This window comes from Kitasatospora sp. NPDC047058 (assembly GCF_040643935.1).
In the GTDB taxonomy this organism is placed as follows: domain Bacteria; phylum Actinomycetota; class Actinomycetes; order Streptomycetales; family Streptomycetaceae; genus Kitasatospora.
The window spans coordinates 1-15,708 of the sequence record NZ_JBEYVJ010000026.1 but is presented as its reverse complement, the minus strand read 5'-3'; the positions used below and the strand labels follow the sequence as shown (position 1 = coordinate 15,708).

The 15,708-nt window shown below is 71.7% G+C and carries 16 protein-coding genes; 7 read left to right on the top strand and 9 right to left on the bottom strand.

The features are described from left to right. Positions 1-47 precede the first annotated feature (47 nt). The 6 genes from ABZ885_RS06340 to ABZ885_RS06315 form a co-directional block, all read right to left on the bottom strand. On the bottom strand, positions 48-2,279 hold the full coding sequence (locus tag ABZ885_RS06340) for a right-handed parallel beta-helix repeat-containing protein (RefSeq protein ID WP_360183970.1): 2,232 nt from the start codon (positions 2,277-2,279) through the stop codon (positions 48-50). A 242-nt stretch (positions 2,280-2,521) separates the two neighbouring features. Continuing rightward, positions 2,522-3,211 (bottom strand): SDR family oxidoreductase, encoded by a 690-nt coding sequence (locus ABZ885_RS06335; RefSeq protein ID WP_360183968.1) that lies wholly within the window; start codon positions 3,209-3,211, stop codon positions 2,522-2,524. A gap of 13 nt (positions 3,212-3,224) precedes the next feature. Continuing rightward, positions 3,225-3,749 carry a TIGR00730 family Rossman fold protein gene (locus tag ABZ885_RS06330; RefSeq protein WP_360183966.1) on the bottom strand — a complete coding sequence of 175 codons (525 nt, stop codon included), beginning with the start codon at positions 3,747-3,749 and terminating at the stop codon, positions 3,225-3,227. Between the two features lie 130 nt (positions 3,750-3,879). Then, a complete protein-coding gene (locus ABZ885_RS06325; protein WP_360183964.1) occupies positions 3,880-4,836 on the bottom strand; it encodes a hypothetical protein in 957 nt (318 codons plus the stop codon). A 332-nt stretch (positions 4,837-5,168) separates the two neighbouring features. Continuing rightward, positions 5,169-5,717 (bottom strand): NUDIX hydrolase, encoded by a 549-nt coding sequence (locus ABZ885_RS06320; RefSeq protein ID WP_360183962.1) that lies wholly within the window; start codon positions 5,715-5,717, stop codon positions 5,169-5,171. A 12-nt stretch (positions 5,718-5,729) separates the two neighbouring features. Continuing rightward, entirely contained in the window at positions 5,730-6,953 is a 1,224-nt protein-coding gene (locus ABZ885_RS06315; protein ID WP_360183960.1) for a helix-turn-helix transcriptional regulator, read from the bottom strand. Here ABZ885_RS06315 and ABZ885_RS06310 point away from each other — a divergent pair. From ABZ885_RS06310 to ABZ885_RS06290, 5 genes are all read left to right on the top strand, one after another. Next, positions 6,929-7,642, top strand: a complete 714-nt coding sequence (locus tag ABZ885_RS06310; RefSeq protein ID WP_360183958.1) for an ATP-binding protein — start codon at positions 6,929-6,931, stop codon at positions 7,640-7,642. The genes ABZ885_RS06315 and ABZ885_RS06310 overlap by 25 nt on opposite strands. A 311-nt stretch (positions 7,643-7,953) precedes the next feature. Beyond that, positions 7,954-8,103, top strand: coding sequence for a hypothetical protein (locus ABZ885_RS06305; RefSeq protein WP_360183956.1), 150 nt, complete (start codon positions 7,954-7,956; stop codon positions 8,101-8,103). Next, positions 8,100-9,275: a methyltransferase domain-containing protein gene (locus ABZ885_RS06300; protein WP_360183954.1), complete on the top strand. Its 1,176-nt coding sequence runs from the start codon at positions 8,100-8,102 to the stop codon at positions 9,273-9,275. The genes ABZ885_RS06305 and ABZ885_RS06300 overlap by 4 nt, the downstream gene beginning before the upstream one ends. 198 nt (positions 9,276-9,473) lie before the next feature. Further along, positions 9,474-9,749 carry a hypothetical protein gene (locus ABZ885_RS06295; protein ID WP_360183952.1) on the top strand — a complete coding sequence of 92 codons (276 nt, stop codon included), beginning with the start codon at positions 9,474-9,476 and terminating at the stop codon, positions 9,747-9,749. After that, on the top strand, positions 9,746-10,081 hold the full coding sequence (locus tag ABZ885_RS06290) for a PIN domain-containing protein (protein WP_360183950.1): 336 nt from the start codon (positions 9,746-9,748) through the stop codon (positions 10,079-10,081). Before ABZ885_RS06295 ends, ABZ885_RS06290 begins: the two co-directional genes overlap by 4 nt. Before the next feature lie 105 nt (positions 10,082-10,186). On the opposite strand, the gene mnmA is transcribed toward ABZ885_RS06290, so the two are convergent. Then, a complete protein-coding gene (mnmA, locus tag ABZ885_RS06285) occupies positions 10,187-11,323 on the bottom strand; it encodes a tRNA 2-thiouridine(34) synthase MnmA (protein WP_360183948.1) in 1,137 nt (378 codons plus the stop codon). 99 nt (positions 11,324-11,422) lie between these two features. Next, positions 11,423-12,604 (bottom strand): cysteine desulfurase family protein, encoded by a 1,182-nt coding sequence (locus ABZ885_RS06280; protein ID WP_360183946.1) that lies wholly within the window; start codon positions 12,602-12,604, stop codon positions 11,423-11,425. A 189-nt stretch (positions 12,605-12,793) separates the two neighbouring features. On the opposite strand from ABZ885_RS06280, the gene ABZ885_RS06275 reads away from it, so the two are divergent. Next, positions 12,794-13,549 (top strand): IclR family transcriptional regulator, encoded by a 756-nt coding sequence (locus ABZ885_RS06275; protein WP_360183944.1) that lies wholly within the window; start codon positions 12,794-12,796, stop codon positions 13,547-13,549. On the opposite strand, the gene ABZ885_RS06270 is transcribed toward ABZ885_RS06275, so the two are convergent. Then, on the bottom strand, positions 13,485-14,144 hold the full coding sequence (locus ABZ885_RS06270) for a trimeric intracellular cation channel family protein (protein ID WP_360183942.1): 660 nt from the start codon (positions 14,142-14,144) through the stop codon (positions 13,485-13,487). The genes ABZ885_RS06275 and ABZ885_RS06270 overlap by 65 nt on opposite strands. 136 nt (positions 14,145-14,280) lie before the next feature. On the opposite strand from ABZ885_RS06270, the gene ABZ885_RS06265 reads away from it, so the two are divergent. Then, a partial coding sequence (locus ABZ885_RS06265; protein ID WP_360183940.1) for an acyltransferase occupies positions 14,281-15,708 on the top strand: 1,428 nt, incomplete at its 3' end.

Here is a 15,708-nt window from a genome sequence, read left to right as displayed (position 1 = left end):
CTCCGGGCGGAAGGCTCGGAACCGGGGCCGCGAAGGCACGCACGTGCTCAGTACATCTCGTAGCCGAAGGTGTCGACCACGATGTGCACCGGGGCGCCGCTGTTGTTGCGGATCGAGATCTTGCCGTCCTTGCCGACCGGCACGACCACCAGGTTCGGGATGGTCTCGCTGCGCTCGAAGTTGAGGTTCGAGGCGTTCGGCGCCTCCTCGCCGTGCGGGTACACGGTGAGGAAGCCGTTGGTGCCCGGCTCGGTCACGGTGACGTTCAGCGTCACCGAGGCCATCAGGTTGATCTCGGAGACCGGGATGTCCAGCGTGCCGCCGGCCGGGACGGTGCCCGCCGGGCGCTCCTCCAGCTCGTAGCGGACGTACTCGCGGGTGTCCGCGACGCGCCACGGGCCCACCGGCAGGAAGGTCAGGTGGCCCTCGGCGGTGTAGTACCCGGCCAGGTCGGCGATCACGTGCACGGTACCGCCGGAGGAGTTGTGGAACGAGACCTTGCCGTCCTTGACCGGCACCGTCACCAGGTTCGGGATGGTGCGCCCCGCGGGCCAGTTGAGGTTGGAGGCGTTCGGCACGGCGTCGCCGTGCGGGTAGACGGTCAGGAAGCCCGCCTGGGTCGGCTCGGTGACCGTCACGTTCATCGTGACGGCGGTGACGCCGGACGCCGGGAGACCGGCGGTACCGGCCACCTGGAGGTCCACCGTGCCGCCGGCCGGGACGGCCGTCCGGCCCGCGACGCCGACCGCCTCACGGGTGTCCAGCACCCGGGTGGGGCTGTGCGGGTGGAACAGGTAGCCCTTGCCGCTGTAGTAGCCGGCCAGGTCGGCGATCACGTGCACGGTGCCGCCGGAGGAGTTGTGGAACGAGACCTTGCCGTCCCGCACCGGGACCGTCACCAGGTTCGGGATGGTGCGCCCGGCCGTCCAGTTGAGGTTGGAGGAGCTCGGCACCGGGTCGCCGTGCGGGTAGACCGTCAGGAAGCCGCTCTGCTGGGTCTCCGTCACCGTCACGTTCATGGTGACGGCGGTGAGGCCGGACGCCGGGATGCCGGCCACGCCCGCGACCTGGAGGTCGACCGTGCCGCCGGCCGGGACGGCCGTCCGGCCCGCGACGCCGACCGCCTCACGGGTGTCCAGCAGGCGGGTCGGGCCGGCCGGGGTGAAGGCGCTGTTGAAGTCCAGCGCCTCGTACGAGCCGCGGTCCCGGTAGCCCTTGCCGGTACCGCTGTTGGGCACGGTCGGGTCGTCGGCGGGTTCGACACCGTAGGCGTCGGCGGGGAGCATGCCGGGGGCGTTCTCGTCGGCCGAGTCGCGGCGCCGGTCGACCGGGGCGTTCTCGCCCTTCTGCACCCAGCTGTCCGCGACGTAGTCGTGCGCGCCCTGGCCGGTCGCCGCGGTGAGCGACTCCTGCGTCGAGTACGCGGTACCGGCCCAGCTGTACCGCACGCCGCCGCTGCGCGGGTCCACGATGTTGTAGTCGTATTTGGTGCCCGTGGCGGAGGTCGCGTCCACGCTGATCACGGTGGCCTTGACCGGGTCGGCGCACGGCTTGGTGTAGTCGTCCATGGTGTCGACCACGTTGTTCTCGACCACCGCGTTGCCCGAGCCGCCGCTCAGCACGATGCCGGCGTTGCAGTTGCCGTGGACGGTGTTGCTGACCACGACGGTGCCCGGCGCGTCCTTGACCACGATGCCGGTGACGCCCTCGAGCCCGGCACTGATCGAGTTGGTGCTCACCACCGTGCCGGTGGAGCCGCCGTCCACCAGGACCGGCGGCTTCCCGCGGGTCGGGCTCATCGTGCCGGCCAGGAACTGGACCCCGCTGGAGCCGTTGGTGACGTGGAGGTCGGCGCGGTAGAGGTCGAGGCGGGTGAACACCACGTCGTGGCCGCCGTCGACCAGCACGCTGCCTTCGAGGCCCGGCGCCACCACGATGTGCTCGAACCGGAGGTTCGAGGCGCCGCGCACGGTGAGACCCCAGGCCGCGGCGAGCGAGGAGCCGTCGCCGCCGCTGCGGAAGGTGATCGGCGCCCCGACGGTGCCGGAGCGGGTGACCTCCACCGTCTCGCGGTAGGTGCCGGGCTGGATCTCCACGGTCTGGCCGGGCTGCACCACGGCGGCCGCGGCGTTCACCGTGCAGAACGGCGCGGCCTGGGTGCCGCTGCCGGCGTCGGTGCAGTCGGCACCGACGGTGTTGTTCACATGGAGGGTCGTGATGCCCCCGGCGACCGCGTCGGCCGCCCCGACGGCCGGCAGGCCGATCGAGGCGGCCAGCACGGCACCGGCGGCCAGCGCTGTACGAGTCCTGGAAATGGGATGCCCCCCTGGGCAAACGAGCCGGCCGAACCGGCTGGACGACCCTCGGAACGCCGGATCACGGCGGAGGGCGAACGGATGCTCCCACGGGGGGTTCGCGATGTGCCACTCGGATTTCCCGGGCAAATGCGGCGGAGCGGAAAGCCGGCCGGTCCGACTTCCCGCTCCGCATGCGGACGGCCGGGTCCCTTCCGGCCCGGGTGCTACTTCCCCGGGCGGACGGTGATCTCGGTGATCTCCGCGTCCCGCGGCAGGTCCAGCGCGGTGAGCAGGGCCTTCACCACGGACTCCGGGTCGATCCAGCGCTCGGCGTCGTACTCCTTGCCCTCCTGCTGGTGCACCTTCACCTGCATCGGCGTGGCCGTGCGCCCCGGGTAGACGGAGGTGACCCGGACGCCGGCCGCGTGCTCCTCCTGGCGCAGCGAGTCGGCGAGTGCCTTCAGGCCGTGCTTGCTCGCCGCGTACGACGACCACTCGGCGCCCGCGCTGAGGCCGGCGCCGGAGTTGACGAACACCACGTGGCCCTTGCTCAGGCGCAGCGAGGGCAGCAGCAGCCGGGTCAGCTCGGCGGGGCCGACCAGGTTGACGTTCAGAGTCTCCTGCCAGGCCTTGACCGGCAGTTCGCCGACCTTGCCCAGCTCGACCACGCCCGCGACGTGCAGCAGCGAGTCCAGCTCGACGGGCAGGGCCTGGTGGCCGAAGGCCCAGGAGAGCTTGGCCGGGTCCTTGAGGTCCCCGACCAGGGTGTTCGCCCCGGGGAAGCGCTCGCGCAGCTCGGCGGCCCGGCGGGCGTCGCGGGCCAGCAGCCAGAGGTCGTCCCCGCGCTCGGCGAGGCGCTCGGCGAGGACGGCGCCGATGCCGGAGCCCGCGCCGGTGATCAGATGTGCAGCCATGGGCCCGATCCTCTCAGGCCTTCAACTGCTCGAAGACCTGCGCCGGGGTGTCGGCGAAGGTGACCAGGTCGCCGAGCGGCCGGGGCAGGAAGCCCTCGGCGTCCATGCGCTCCAGCTGGGTGCGCATGCCGCTGTAGAAGCCCTCGGTGTCGAGGACGACGACCGGCTTGTCGAACATCCCGTGCTTCTTGAGCTCCAGCACCTCGGTGACCTCGTCCAGCGTGCCCAGCCCGCCGACCAGGACGACGATCGCGTCGGCCCGGGCGGCCAGCTCCGCCTTGCGCTCCGCGAGGTCCCGGGTCATGACCAGCTCGTCCGCGCCCACGTACCCCTTGTGCCGGAGCATCTCGACCATCACGCCGACCAGCGTGCCGCCGGCCGCCTTCACCTCGTCGGCGAGCAGCCCCATCAGCCCGGCGTTCGAGCCGCCCCAGACCAGGGTGTGCCCGCCCTCCCCCAGCAGCCGGGCGAATTCCGCGGCGGGGACGGAGTAGCGGTCGTCGAGGGAGTACGCGGAGCAGAAGACAGTGATGTTCATAGTGCTGTCCGGTGTATCACGCCCGGGGCCCCCTCTTCACCGGCTTTGCGCACAGCCCGGCCGCCGCGGCGATGCCCCGGTCCGGTCAGTCCGCCTGAGCGGCGTCGACCGGGGCCTCCCGGTCGACGCCTCATGCGCAGGAGGACAGGAGCCCCGCGCCGCCGCGGGCATGTCGCTCCGCGAGCAGCCCCAGGACGGCGACCAGGTCTGCGGCGAGACGGTCCGCGGGGGCGGCGTCGGGCGCGTTCTCGGGCCGGTGGGATGCCAGACGGGCGGCCAGCCAGCCCGGGGACGCCCAGCCGGCCTGGAGCGCCATGACGGTGACCCGGCGCAGCAGGTCGTCCTCCGGGACGGCGCGGGCGGGCTCCTGGAGGTCGGGCGGCAGGTGCCCGGTCATCCGCTCCCAGGACAAGGAGCCGGGCGGGGCGGGCCGTTCGCCCGCGCGCGGAGTGGTGGCTGTCACTTCAACAGCAACCATCCGCTCGTCCTGGTAAGGGACTTCCTGGTTCTGTCCGCACGTGCGGAGCTTCGAGCCTTCACGTGCGGACCGGGCCGGCTCCGCACGTGCGGACATCCGCTCACCACAGCGCGGCTGCGGCAGCACCGCACGTGCGGACCTGTGGGACTCCGCACGTGCGGGCTTGCCGGTGGAACAGCGGAGCAGCTCCTGCTTGACGCGCCGGGCGTCGGCGCGCAGGACGGTGAGGGCGGCGTCCCAGTCGGGGGCGCCGCCCAGGGGCATGGTGACGGCGTAGCCCCGCACCCGGGTGCCGGAGGGACCGTGGACGAGGGCCATCACTCCGGCGGCCTCGGCGGCGCGGTAGAAGCCGGGGACGGAGTCCTTGGAGACCCGGCAGGCGCGGGAGAACCAGAGGTTGGACGGCGGGCAGTGGAGGTTGGTCCCGTCCGCGTCGGCCTTCTGTGCGGCGTGCATGAGGAAGAGGACGAAGGAGGGGCCGAGCGACTTCCAGGGCCCGCCCGTCGGGACGCTCTGCATCCACTGGCCGATGCGGACCCGGAACTCGTTCGCGGGTGGGGTGCCGGTGGGGCGGGCGAGGGCGAGGGAGTCGGTGGCGACGACGTGCACGTTCAGCCTTTCGTGGCCGATATACGAGCCGGAAGGCAGCCTGGCTGGCATACTGGCCGAGCTTTGGAGTGCGCGGACGTCGGAACCGCCAAGTTGCAGACGCACGCGCAGTAATGGCCACCACCCAACTGGGTGGTGGCCATTGCATTTTACGCCGAGAGAGCGGCAGATTTGACGGACAGTCATAGATTCACTGCGGTGAGTGCTCGTACGCCGGGCTGCTCGCCGCACGAGGCGGACCTTCCGCCCCACTCCAGCCAGGTCACCGACCGCTGCGGGTTGCCTGATGGACTCGGTTGTGAGGCCGGCCGCCGAGGCGCTCCGCCATACCGTCAGGCTATGCCGCGAGCGATCCGGTACGGCCCGAGGTAGAAGGACAACGCGGCGTGCGACGGCCCGTCCGGAACGCCTCCGCTGGTCAGCAGTTTCACGACCTCGGCCTCCGACATCCACTCAACCCGCGTCGCTTCGGACACGTCGGTCGGCTCGCCGATCCTCGTACAGCCGGTGATGTGGAATGCGGTGAAGTGCATCGTCGAGATTCCGGCAAGTGCGTCGTACTCGGTCAGCGACTCCACTTGCCCCGGTCGCCAACCGGTCTCTTCCTCGACCTCGCGGGCGATCGCCTCGACAAGGTCCTCGCCCGGCTCCACCCATCCAGCCGGAACCTCCCAGCCCCACCGGCCGGTGATGAACCGGTGCCGGTAGATCAGCAGGAACTCGCCGGCTTCGTTGGTGACAACCGAGGTCACCGATGGCTTGGGCATCCGAACGACGTGGTGGTCGATCCGGCCGACACCAGGGATGTCGACGTCGTCGAGCCACACCTCGACCCACGGGGAGTCGTAGACCCTCCGCCGGCCGTACGACGTCCACTCCACTCCGAGCCCTCCTCAAGCGCGTGCGAGCTGGTGTTCCGACTCTCTCACGCGCGTTGCGAGTTCTCGCACCGGACCTGCGGACCGCCAGGGACTAAGAGCGGTCTGGAATGAGCGAGCACGCAGGATGAGCGGTTGGACGACCGTGCTTCCGGCGAGATCGAATGCGGCATGCGCCAACTCGCACGCGGCGTCGAGGTCACCCTGGCCGAGGCGACACTCGGCAAGGTCGATCGTGAGCACAGAGCGACCTTTGATGTCGGCCTCGGCGCGGCGCCCGATGGCCGCCTCCAGGAGTTTGGCAGCAGCCCCGTACTCGCCGAGGTGCACGTACGTCTCCCCGGCGATGCCATCAAGCCTTGCACTGGTGAAGAAGTCGAGGCCTCCGATGGGATAGTCGGCGGCTGTGTTGAGCAGGTGTGCGGCTTGGTCAAGTGCCGCACAGGCCTCCGCTCGGTCTCCCCGCGCGGCCAGCGCCCGCGCATGGTTCGCTGCGACCCACGCACGGCGTCGCGGGCCAGCACCCGCGGCCAGGGCTACGGCCTGCCGGAGAAGCTCAGCAGCGTGCTCCTGGCGGCCAGCGGTGTACTCAACGATGGACCGAATGGCCAGCAACCACGCTGTCAGCTCGTCCGCCTCGCCCTCATCGGAAGCGGTGCGGCCAAGGTGAAAGTGGGCGTCCGAGCGTCGGCGGTCGCCAAGATCGTGGTTGGCGAGACCGAGAAGGCCTGAGACGACGGCCAGTATCCTTACGCTTCGGCGCCGGGCGGCAAGCGACTGCGGGCGTCCGAGCAACTCGTGCACGCCAACAAGCTGCCGCTGGAGGACGGGAACCGATTCTGCCGGCGGCGTCATCGGGTACCGGTAAGCAGCATCAGCAACCGCAGCCTCAAGGTGCGCGAGGGTGGCGTCGGACGCAGTCGAGCGGCTGAGCATGTCCAGCACTTCCCAGGTCTCTGGTACCGACGCGACTTGGTAGACCGCCGGCCCCGGCGTCGCCTCCCACGGTCGGTCTGCGAGGCCCAGCATGCGCCCGGGGATCCGAAGGCCATCGGCGATGCGTTCAATGACGTCCATGCTCGATACCGTGCGACCACCGGTCGTGATTTCGGTGACCCGACTGGTGGACAGGCCGGTCCGGCGAGCGATCTGCGCGGGACCGATGCCCGCGCGCTTGGCCGCTTGGAACACAGCAGCGATCCGACGGGTGGCGCATGCCGCCGCGAACTGCGGATCCACGAGAAGATGCGCGGGGAGCGGTTGCGGTGCCGACACGAAGCCTCCCGAAACTGATGCCTGTTGCGAGCGTAGCGGTCACGCCGACTTCACCGTGGGTACTCACCGCGACCCTGCCGGAAGCCCGAGCACCGGACGATTCTGGACTGGTGACGACCAATCAGGCATTGCCGTCCGGGACCAAGCCAGATCGGGAGCTAGCCTCCGTTCTTCCCGGAGCAATGCCCACGCCCACTCCCCCCATCGGAGTTGTCATGTCGCGCGCGCTGCTGGCGACCCCCGCATCCCTCGTTACTGAATCACAGACGCCGATACTCTCGTCAGGAGAGGCTCTGTTGCCATATCGGCCCGAGTCGGCAGGACGGGCTCGGCGGTTGGTCCGTGCGACGCTCACGGCATGGGGGCTGTCCCACCTGATCGACACCGCCGCGTTGGTCACCAGCGAGTTGGTGACCAACGCGGCGAAGACGGGGTGCCAGCTGGCCATGACGGTCAGCATCGAGCTCATCGCCCACGCCACCGTCCGAATCTCGGTGCGGGACGGCTCGCGCTCCCTCCCCGTGCTTCTCCGCGCCTCCGACGACGACGAATGCCACCGTGGGCTCGCTCTCGTCCACCAACTCACCGACGGACGGTGGGGCGTCACCGTCGAACCGCTCGGCAAGGTCGTCCACGCCGACATCTCCTGGTGACGGAACCGCCCCTGAGGCCGGACGGGTCGCATCCCCTCTGGACCGCGTGTGCCGTGTCGGCAGCAGCCCTGATCCACCTCGTCGCGGCGGCACTCGTGCTGGCCGGACACATCCGCTCATCTCCCGCGCGTCCCGCCGCTACCGAAAGGAGCACTACCGTGACCACTCCGCAGCCCCCGCCCCCCACGCCGAAGCCCGACGGCCTTCCCTCGCCCCGGCCCCCGGACCGGTAGCGCGGGCACTCCCGAAACCCAGGCAGCACCCGGCAGGCGACCGCCTGCCGGACCAACAGCCAGCACGGAGGTACGGACATGGGCAAGCACGGAGGCGGCTCCGGCAACGGCAAGGGCGGCGGCCAGCAGGACGACAGCAACAAGGGCGCCGGGCACGGCGGCGGCGGTTCGGACGAGGGCGGCAACACCTCCGACGGCTCGTCCCCGGCGAGCGGCGGCGGCAAGTGACCGGCGGGACGCACCGGGAGGCGGGCCCACAGGGGCTCGCCTCCGCGCTGGTGGCCGGCGGCGCGCTCTCCTCGGACTGGCTCCCCTCCTTCAAGGCCGTACCCCGCGAGCTCTTCGTCCCGGACCGCATCTGGCCGGGCATCGCGGACGGCACCGGGCAGAACCCCGCGGTGTCCCGGTCGCAGGACCCCGAAGCCTGGCGGCGGGCCGTCCACTCGGACATCCCGCTCACCACGCAGTGGGACGACGGCGACCACGAGGGCGACGGGCTCGGCACGACCCCGAGCTCCTCCAACTCGATGCCGACCATGGTCTTCTCGATGCTCCGGGACCTGGACGTGCACCCCGGCGACAGGGTGCTGGAGATCGGCGCCGGGACGGGCTGGAACGCCGGTCTTCTCGCCCACCGCCTGGGCGGCCGCAACGTGGTCACCGTCGAGTTCGACCCGGACGTCGCCCGCGGCGCCCGGCGGAACCTGGACCGGGCCGGACTCGGACCGACCGTGATCGAGGGCGACGGGCGCCTGGGGTGGGCCGAGGGTGCTCCGTACGACCGGGTCATCGCCACGTGCTCCCTGCTGGAGATCCCTCCGGCGTGGCTGGAACAGACGTCCCCCGGCGGGATCATCCTCGCCCCGTTCGGCACCGAGTACGGCGGCGAGCAGATCGTCCGTCTCACGGTCCACGACGACGGAAGCGGCGCGAGCGGCAGGTTCACCCGGGGCTCCGCGTTCATGCGGCTGCGGCAACAGCGCACGGACCGGCCGCCCTTCGCCGACTACCTGCACGGACGGGAGTGGCCGGCCGACGGGGTGAGGAGCCTGACCACCCTCGCCCCTCCGGAGACCGGAGGGTGGTTCGAGCAGTTCGTTATCGGGTCCGGCGTCCCCGGCACGTTCTGGCGGGCGGAACGGTACGAGGACGGCGCCTACACGCTCTGGCTCTACAGCCGCGACACGCTGTCGTGGGCCTCGGTCGACCACGAGCGGGGCCGCACGGAGTACGAGGTGTACCAGTCCGGCCCCCGCAGGCTCTGGGACGAGGTGGCCGCCACGTACCGGTGGTGGGCCGGCCGGGGCCGCCCCGGGTACGAGCGGTTCGGACTGACGGTGACCCCGTACGGGCAGTACGTGTGGCTGGACACCCCGGACAACCCCGTTCCGCAACAATGAACGGCCCGGCCGTCCGGTGCGGACGGCCGGTGCGGACGGCCGGGCCCGGGGCAACCCGGACGCACCCGTACCACTGGGCGGTCCCGTTGCCGGGCGTCCGGGTCGGCGTCCTCCAGGGCGACTGACAGCGGAGGCCGATGAACTTTAGGCTGGAGTGGTCTCACGGCCCAGCGGTCTGCAAACGAGGAGGAGCCGACCATGAGCACTGCCCCGGATTTGCCGCTTCCGCCGCGCCGCCCCGACGAGCCGCATCCTCTGCGGACGATCCGGGAGATCCGGGACTCCCTGCCTGCAGACCAGGTCGAGCATTTCGACGCCGAGCTGGCCGACACCGACATCGACGCGCTGCCCGCCATGCTCCACCGCTGGGCGACGCTCGGAAGCGACGGGTTTCTCGACCAGTTGCTGTCGGCCCCGTTCGAAGGGCTGGACTTCGGGGAGCGCTCCTATGACGACGCGGCGGGCGGCGAATGATCTACCTGCTCGACACCAACGTGGTCGCCGAGATCACCACCCGGCCGAAGCCGGCGGCACCCGACCCGCTACGACGGGCTGGGTTCGAGCGGGCACTTGAGGGCATTCGCGATACCTACCGAGACCGGATCGCTGCCGTCGGCGAGCGTGAGGCGCTCGCGTACCTCGCCGTCCACCGGCAGCTCAAGAGCTCCGGAACGAGTATCGACCCGCCGGACGCACTGATCGCTGCGACCGCCCTCGCCAACGGCTGGACGCTGGTGAGCCGCAACATCAAACACCTGGCACGGACAGGAGCCCTCGTGCTCAACCCATGGGAGTACGAGGCGTAGGGGCCCGACGGTCCGACCGGGATGTCAAGCAGCCGTGCAGGTGCGAACACCAATGTGGCACGGGCGGGCTGGTCGGCGTCCGCCTAGCCCGCCCGTGTCGTCGGACTACGCGTTGACGGCCGGGCGTTCGGTGGTGGCGATGGTGGCCGAGCCGACGACGCGGGTGCCGTCGTAGAGGACCACGGCCTGGCCGGGGGCGATGCCGCGCACCGCGGAGTCCAGGCGGACGTGGAGCTCGCCGTCCACCACCGAGGCGCTCACCGGCACCTCCTCGCCGTGGGCGCGGAGCTGGGCGGTGTAGCGGCCGTCGGCGAGCGGCTCGGTGCCGCACCAGCGGGGGCGGATGGCGGTCAGCGCCGTCACGTCCAGGCCCTCGACCGGGCCGACCGTCACGGTGTTGTTCACCGGGGAGATGTCCAGCACGTAGCGCGGCTTGCCGTCCGCGGCCGGGCGGCCGATCCGCAGGCCCTTGCGCTGGCCGATGGTGAAGCCGTACGCGCCGTCGTGCTCGCCGAGCTTGGTGCCGTCGGTGTCCAGGATGTCGCCGGTGGCCGTGCCGAGGTGCTTCGCCAGGAAGCCCTGGGTGTCGCCGTCCGCGATGAAGCAGATGTCGTGGCTGTCCGGCTTCTTCGCGACCGCCAGGCCGCGGCGCTCGGCCTCCTCGCGGATGACGTCCTTGGTGGTGTCGCCCAGCGGGAAGAGCGAGTGGGCGAGCTGGTCGGCGTCGAGCACGCCCAGCACGTAGGACTGGTCCTTCGCCGCGTCCACGGCCCGGTGCAGCTCGCGCGTACCGTCCGGCAGGTCGACGATCCGGGCGTAGTGGCCGGTGCAGACGGCGTCGAAGCCGAGCGCGACCGCCTTGTCGAGCAGCGCGGCGAACTTGATCTTCTCGTTGCAGCGCAGGCAGGGGTTCGGCGTCCGGCCGGCCGCGTACTCGGCGACGAAGTCGTCGATGACGTCCTCGCGGAACCGCTCCGCGAGGTCCCAGACGTAGAACGGGATGCCGATCACGTCGGCCGCCCGCCAGGCGTCCCGGGAGTCCTCGATGGTGCAGCAGCCGCGCGCGCCCGTACGGAAGGACTGCGGGTTGGCGGACAGCGCCAGGTGCACGCCGGTCACCTCGTGCCCCGCTTCGACGGCGCGGGCGGCGGCGACGGCGGAGTCGACTCCGCCGGACATCGCCGCGAGCACGCGCAGGCGGCCGGTGGACGGAGTGGTCGGGGCACCCGGGAAGTCAGTCATGATGCCGACAAGCCTACGTGCTCGGCCGACTGTTCCCCGAGCCGATATCGGCGCCGCACGGACACCGGCGCGGCCCCGGCGGCAGCCGCCGCCCCGGCCTCAGCGCCGCACCGACGCCAGGCCGGCGTTCCGCGCCCGCTCGACCACCGGGCCGATGGCCTTCGCGAGCGCCGTCACGTCCTCCCGCACCGAGGTGTGCCCGAGCGAGAAGCGGAGCGACGCCCGCGCCAGCAGCGGGTCGACGCCCATCGCCAGCAGCACGTGGCTGGGCTGCGGGACGCCCGCCGAGCAGGCCGAACCGGTGGAGCACTCGATGCCCTGGGCGTCGAGCAGCATCAGCAGCGCGTCGCCCTCGCAGCCGGGGAAGGAGAAGTGCGCGTTGGCGGGCAGCCGCCCGTCGGCCGCCGGGTCGCCGTTGAGGACGGCGTCCGGGACGGCGGCCAGCACCGAGGCGACCAGCTCGTCCCGCAGCGCGCCGAGGGTGACCGTGTGCTCGGCCCGCCGTTCGACGGCCAGCGCGGCGGCGGCCGCGAAGCCCGCGGCGGCGGGCGCGTCCAGCGTGCCGGAGCGGACGTCGCGCTCCTGCCCGCCGCCGTGCAGCAACGGGACGGGGGCCGCGCCACGCGACAGCAGCAGGGCGCCGATGCCGTACGGGCCGCCGATCTTGTGGCCGGTGACGGTGAGCGCGGTGAGCCCGGACCCGGCGAAGGCGACCGGCACCTGGCCGAGCGCCTGGACCGCGTCGGCGTGCATCGGGATGCCGTACTCGGCGGCCACGGCGGCGAGTTCGGCGACCGGCTGGACGGTGCCGACCTCGTTGTTGGCCCACATCACGGTGACCAGGGCGACGGACGCCGGGTCGCGCTCGATCGCCTCGCGCAGCGCCGCCGGGTGCACCCGGCCGAGCGCATCCACCGGCAGGTACTCGACGGTGGCGCCCTCGTGCTCGGAGAGCCAGTGCACCGCGTCCAGCACCGCGTGGTGCTCGACCGGGCTGCTCAGCACCCTGGTCCGGACCGGGTCGGCGTCCCGGCGGGCCCAGTACAGGCCCTTGACCGCGAGGTTGTCGGACTCGGTGCCGCCACCGGTGAGGACGATCTCGCTCGGACGGGCGCCCAGCGAGTCGGCGAGCGACTCGCGGGCCTCCTCGACCACGCGGCGGGCCCGGCGGCCGGAGGCGTGCAGGGAGGAGGCGTTGCCGACGACCCCCAGGTGCGCCGTCATCGCGGCGATCGCCTCGGGCAGCATCGGCGTGGTCGCCGCATGGTCCAGGTATGGCATAACCATCCGATTGTAGAGGGCCGCCCGGCACCGCCAGGGCCACCGTCGCAATCCGGCCACGGCCGCCGTGACGGGGGCCCACCGACCGGACGTCCGCGTCCGGTTCCGGTTTGGCCGGGTGCCGGGGCGAGCGGATAGCCTGACGGCCCACCGCAAATGCGGCCGAACGGGACAGGACTGGGGGCGGGGATGTCGCAGTCGGTCGATCGCGCGCTCACCATCCTCGGCTCGCTCGGCGACGGCCCGGTGACCCTCGAACAGGCCGCGACGGGCATCGGCGTGCACAAGTCCACCGCGTTGCGGCTGCTGCGCACGCTGGAGGAGCACGGCTTCGTCCACCGCCAGTCCGACCGCCGCTACCGGCTCGGCGGCCGGGTGCTCTCACTGGCCCACCGGGCGCTGGAGGAGATCGACGTCCGGCAGATCGCGGCGCCCTACCTGGCGGCGCTCCACCAGCGCTTCGGCGTGACCGTCCAGCTCGCCGTGCTGCAGGACGGCGAGGTGCTCTACCTGGACGAGCTGGCCGGCCGGTGGCGGGCGGGTGCCGCCCGGCCGTCCCGGATCGGGCGGCGGGCACCGGCGGCCGGCACCGCGATCGGCCGGGTGCTGCTGGCCGGCCTGCCCTCGGACGGGGTGCGCGAGGAGGAGCTGCCGCCCGAACTGGCCAGGGTCCGCCGCCAGGGCTGGGCCGCGGAGTCGGCCGAGCTCCGGGAGCCGGTGGCCTGTCTGGCCGCGCCGGTGGCCGGCAGCGCCGGACGGCCGGTGGCCGCGTGCGCGGTGAGCGCCCCGACCTACGAGATGGCCCCGTTCGAACTGGTCCGGCTGCTGCCGGAGCTGCTCTGCACGACCGAGGCGATCTCGCTGGCGTACGGCGGCTCCCCTACTCCTCGCTGGTGCGAGAACCGTTGCGGTGCCACGCCCGCGGTGCGCGCCAGCCGTACTTGAGGGCGAACATCCGCAGCAGGAAGGCGGCCAGTGCGGCGGCCGTCCCGGTGAGCGCCGTGAGGTGGTCGACGGCGATCAGCACCGCGACCAGCGCGGCGCCGACCAGTGCCGGCACGGCGTAGATCTCGCGGTCCCAGCGGAGCAGCGAGGGGATCTCGCCGGCCAGGACGTCGCGCATCACGCCGCCGCCGGCGGCGGTCACCATGCCGAGCGCGACCGCGGCGACCGCGCCGAGGCCGAAGTCGTGGGCCTTGGCGGTGCCGGTGACGCAGAACAGGCCGAGCCCGAGCGCGTCCAGGGTCTGCACCGCGCGGTTGATCCGTTCGACCTCGGGGTGCAGGAAGAACACCACCAGGCCGGCCGCGAGCGGGGTGACGAAGTACCCCAGGTTGGTGAACGCGGCCACCGGCGTAGCCCCGATGACGAGGTCGCGCATCACCCCGCCGCCCAGCGCGGTGACCTCGGCGAGCACGCAGATCCCGAAGATGTCCATGTTCTTGCGGACGGCGAGCAGCCCCCCGGAGAGGGCGAAGACGAAGATGCCGACCAGGTCGAGCGTCTGCTGGATGTCGGAGGGGAATATCTGCGAGCTCACCGAACATGTGTACCTGATCGCCGCAAATCGACCATGGGCCGGTCCATGATCACGTTCCGGCCACGGTCTCTACACGTGGGGACATTCACACTCCCCCGCTCGTTGAAGCGGATTCGACCTGGGCTAGCCTCCGCCTGTGAACCCGATCGAACGCGCATCGAACCGGCGCACCGGCCGCACCACGGCCTCCGGTGCCCCCTCCCCCACCGCCGCGCGGCTCGGCTGGCTCGACGCCCTGCGCGGCATAGCCGCGCTGTCCGTTGCGGCCTACCACCTGGCGCTGCCGTTCCTGTGGGTCCCCCACGGCAGCCGGGTGCCGCACTACCTGGACCCCGGCATCTTCGGCGTGATGCTGTTCTTCCTGGTGAGCGGGTACATCATCCCCGCCTCGCTGGAGCGGCGCGGCGACGTCCGGGCGTTCTGGGCCGGGCGGTTCTTCCGGATCCTCCCCGTGGTGGTCGTCGCCGTGACCGGCAGCCTGCTGGTCCTCCCGCGCAACTTCTCGGCGGTGCAGGGCTGGGCCTTCGACCACCCGCTGCTCACGCTGGCGGGCAACGGGATGATGCTGCAGGACATGATGGGCATCACGAACGTCATCGGGGTGATGTGGACGCTCACCTACGAGATGCTCTTCTACTACTTCGTGACGGCCCTGTTCGTCATGAACTGGCACCGGCGCAGCGCCCCGGTGGCACTCGCCTTCGCGGCCTTCGCGCTGCTCCTGGGCTCCTGGCTGGGGCTGGGCACGATCTCCACCGACCTGGCCTCCACCCGGCACCTGGTGGCCGCGGGCGGCGTCGTGGTGGTCATGGCGATGGTCTGCATCTTCTCCGGCCGGGCGGACCTGGCCCGCTGGGGCGGGCTGATGCTGGGCGGCCTCGGCCTGACGCTGATCCTGCTCAACAGCCGGTCCACCGCCTTCGAGACGATGATCATCTTCGCCACGATGTTCGCCGGAACGGTGCTCTACCGGCTGGAGCACGGCCAGATCGAGCGGCTCCCGGCCGTCCTCTGCTGCGCGTTCGTGGCCACCGCGGGCGTCCTCTCCGGCTACCTGTACAACCGCGGCCCGGCCCTGTGGCGGACGTGGACCGGCTCCTGGATGGCGTTCTCGTTCGCGTACCTGGCCGCCTGGACGGTGTTCGTGGCCGGCATGCTGCTGCGCAAGCGCCGCTTCCCGCGGGCGCTGAGCTGGCTGGGCGCGATCAGCTACTCGGTCTACCTGCTGCACAACCCGCTGATCCACGGCATGGAGTGGATGCTGGACGGCCACGGGCCGGTCACCGGGTGGAAGGACAAGAGCCTGCAGCTGGCCGGCTTCACGGTGGCGCTGCTGGTGATCAGCTACCTCAGCTACCGGCTGGTGGAGATCCCGTTCCAGAACCTCGGGCGCCGCGTGATGAAGGCCGTCGACCGGCGCTTCCCGGCGGAGCCGCTGCCGGCCGTGGTCGCCGCGAAGGCGGCAGCGGCGCAGGTGAACGTGCCTCGGCTGGTCTTGAACGTTGCCACGAGGTTCTCGGCCATGGAAGTCCTTCCTGAGGGGCGAAACCGGGATCAGCCTGCC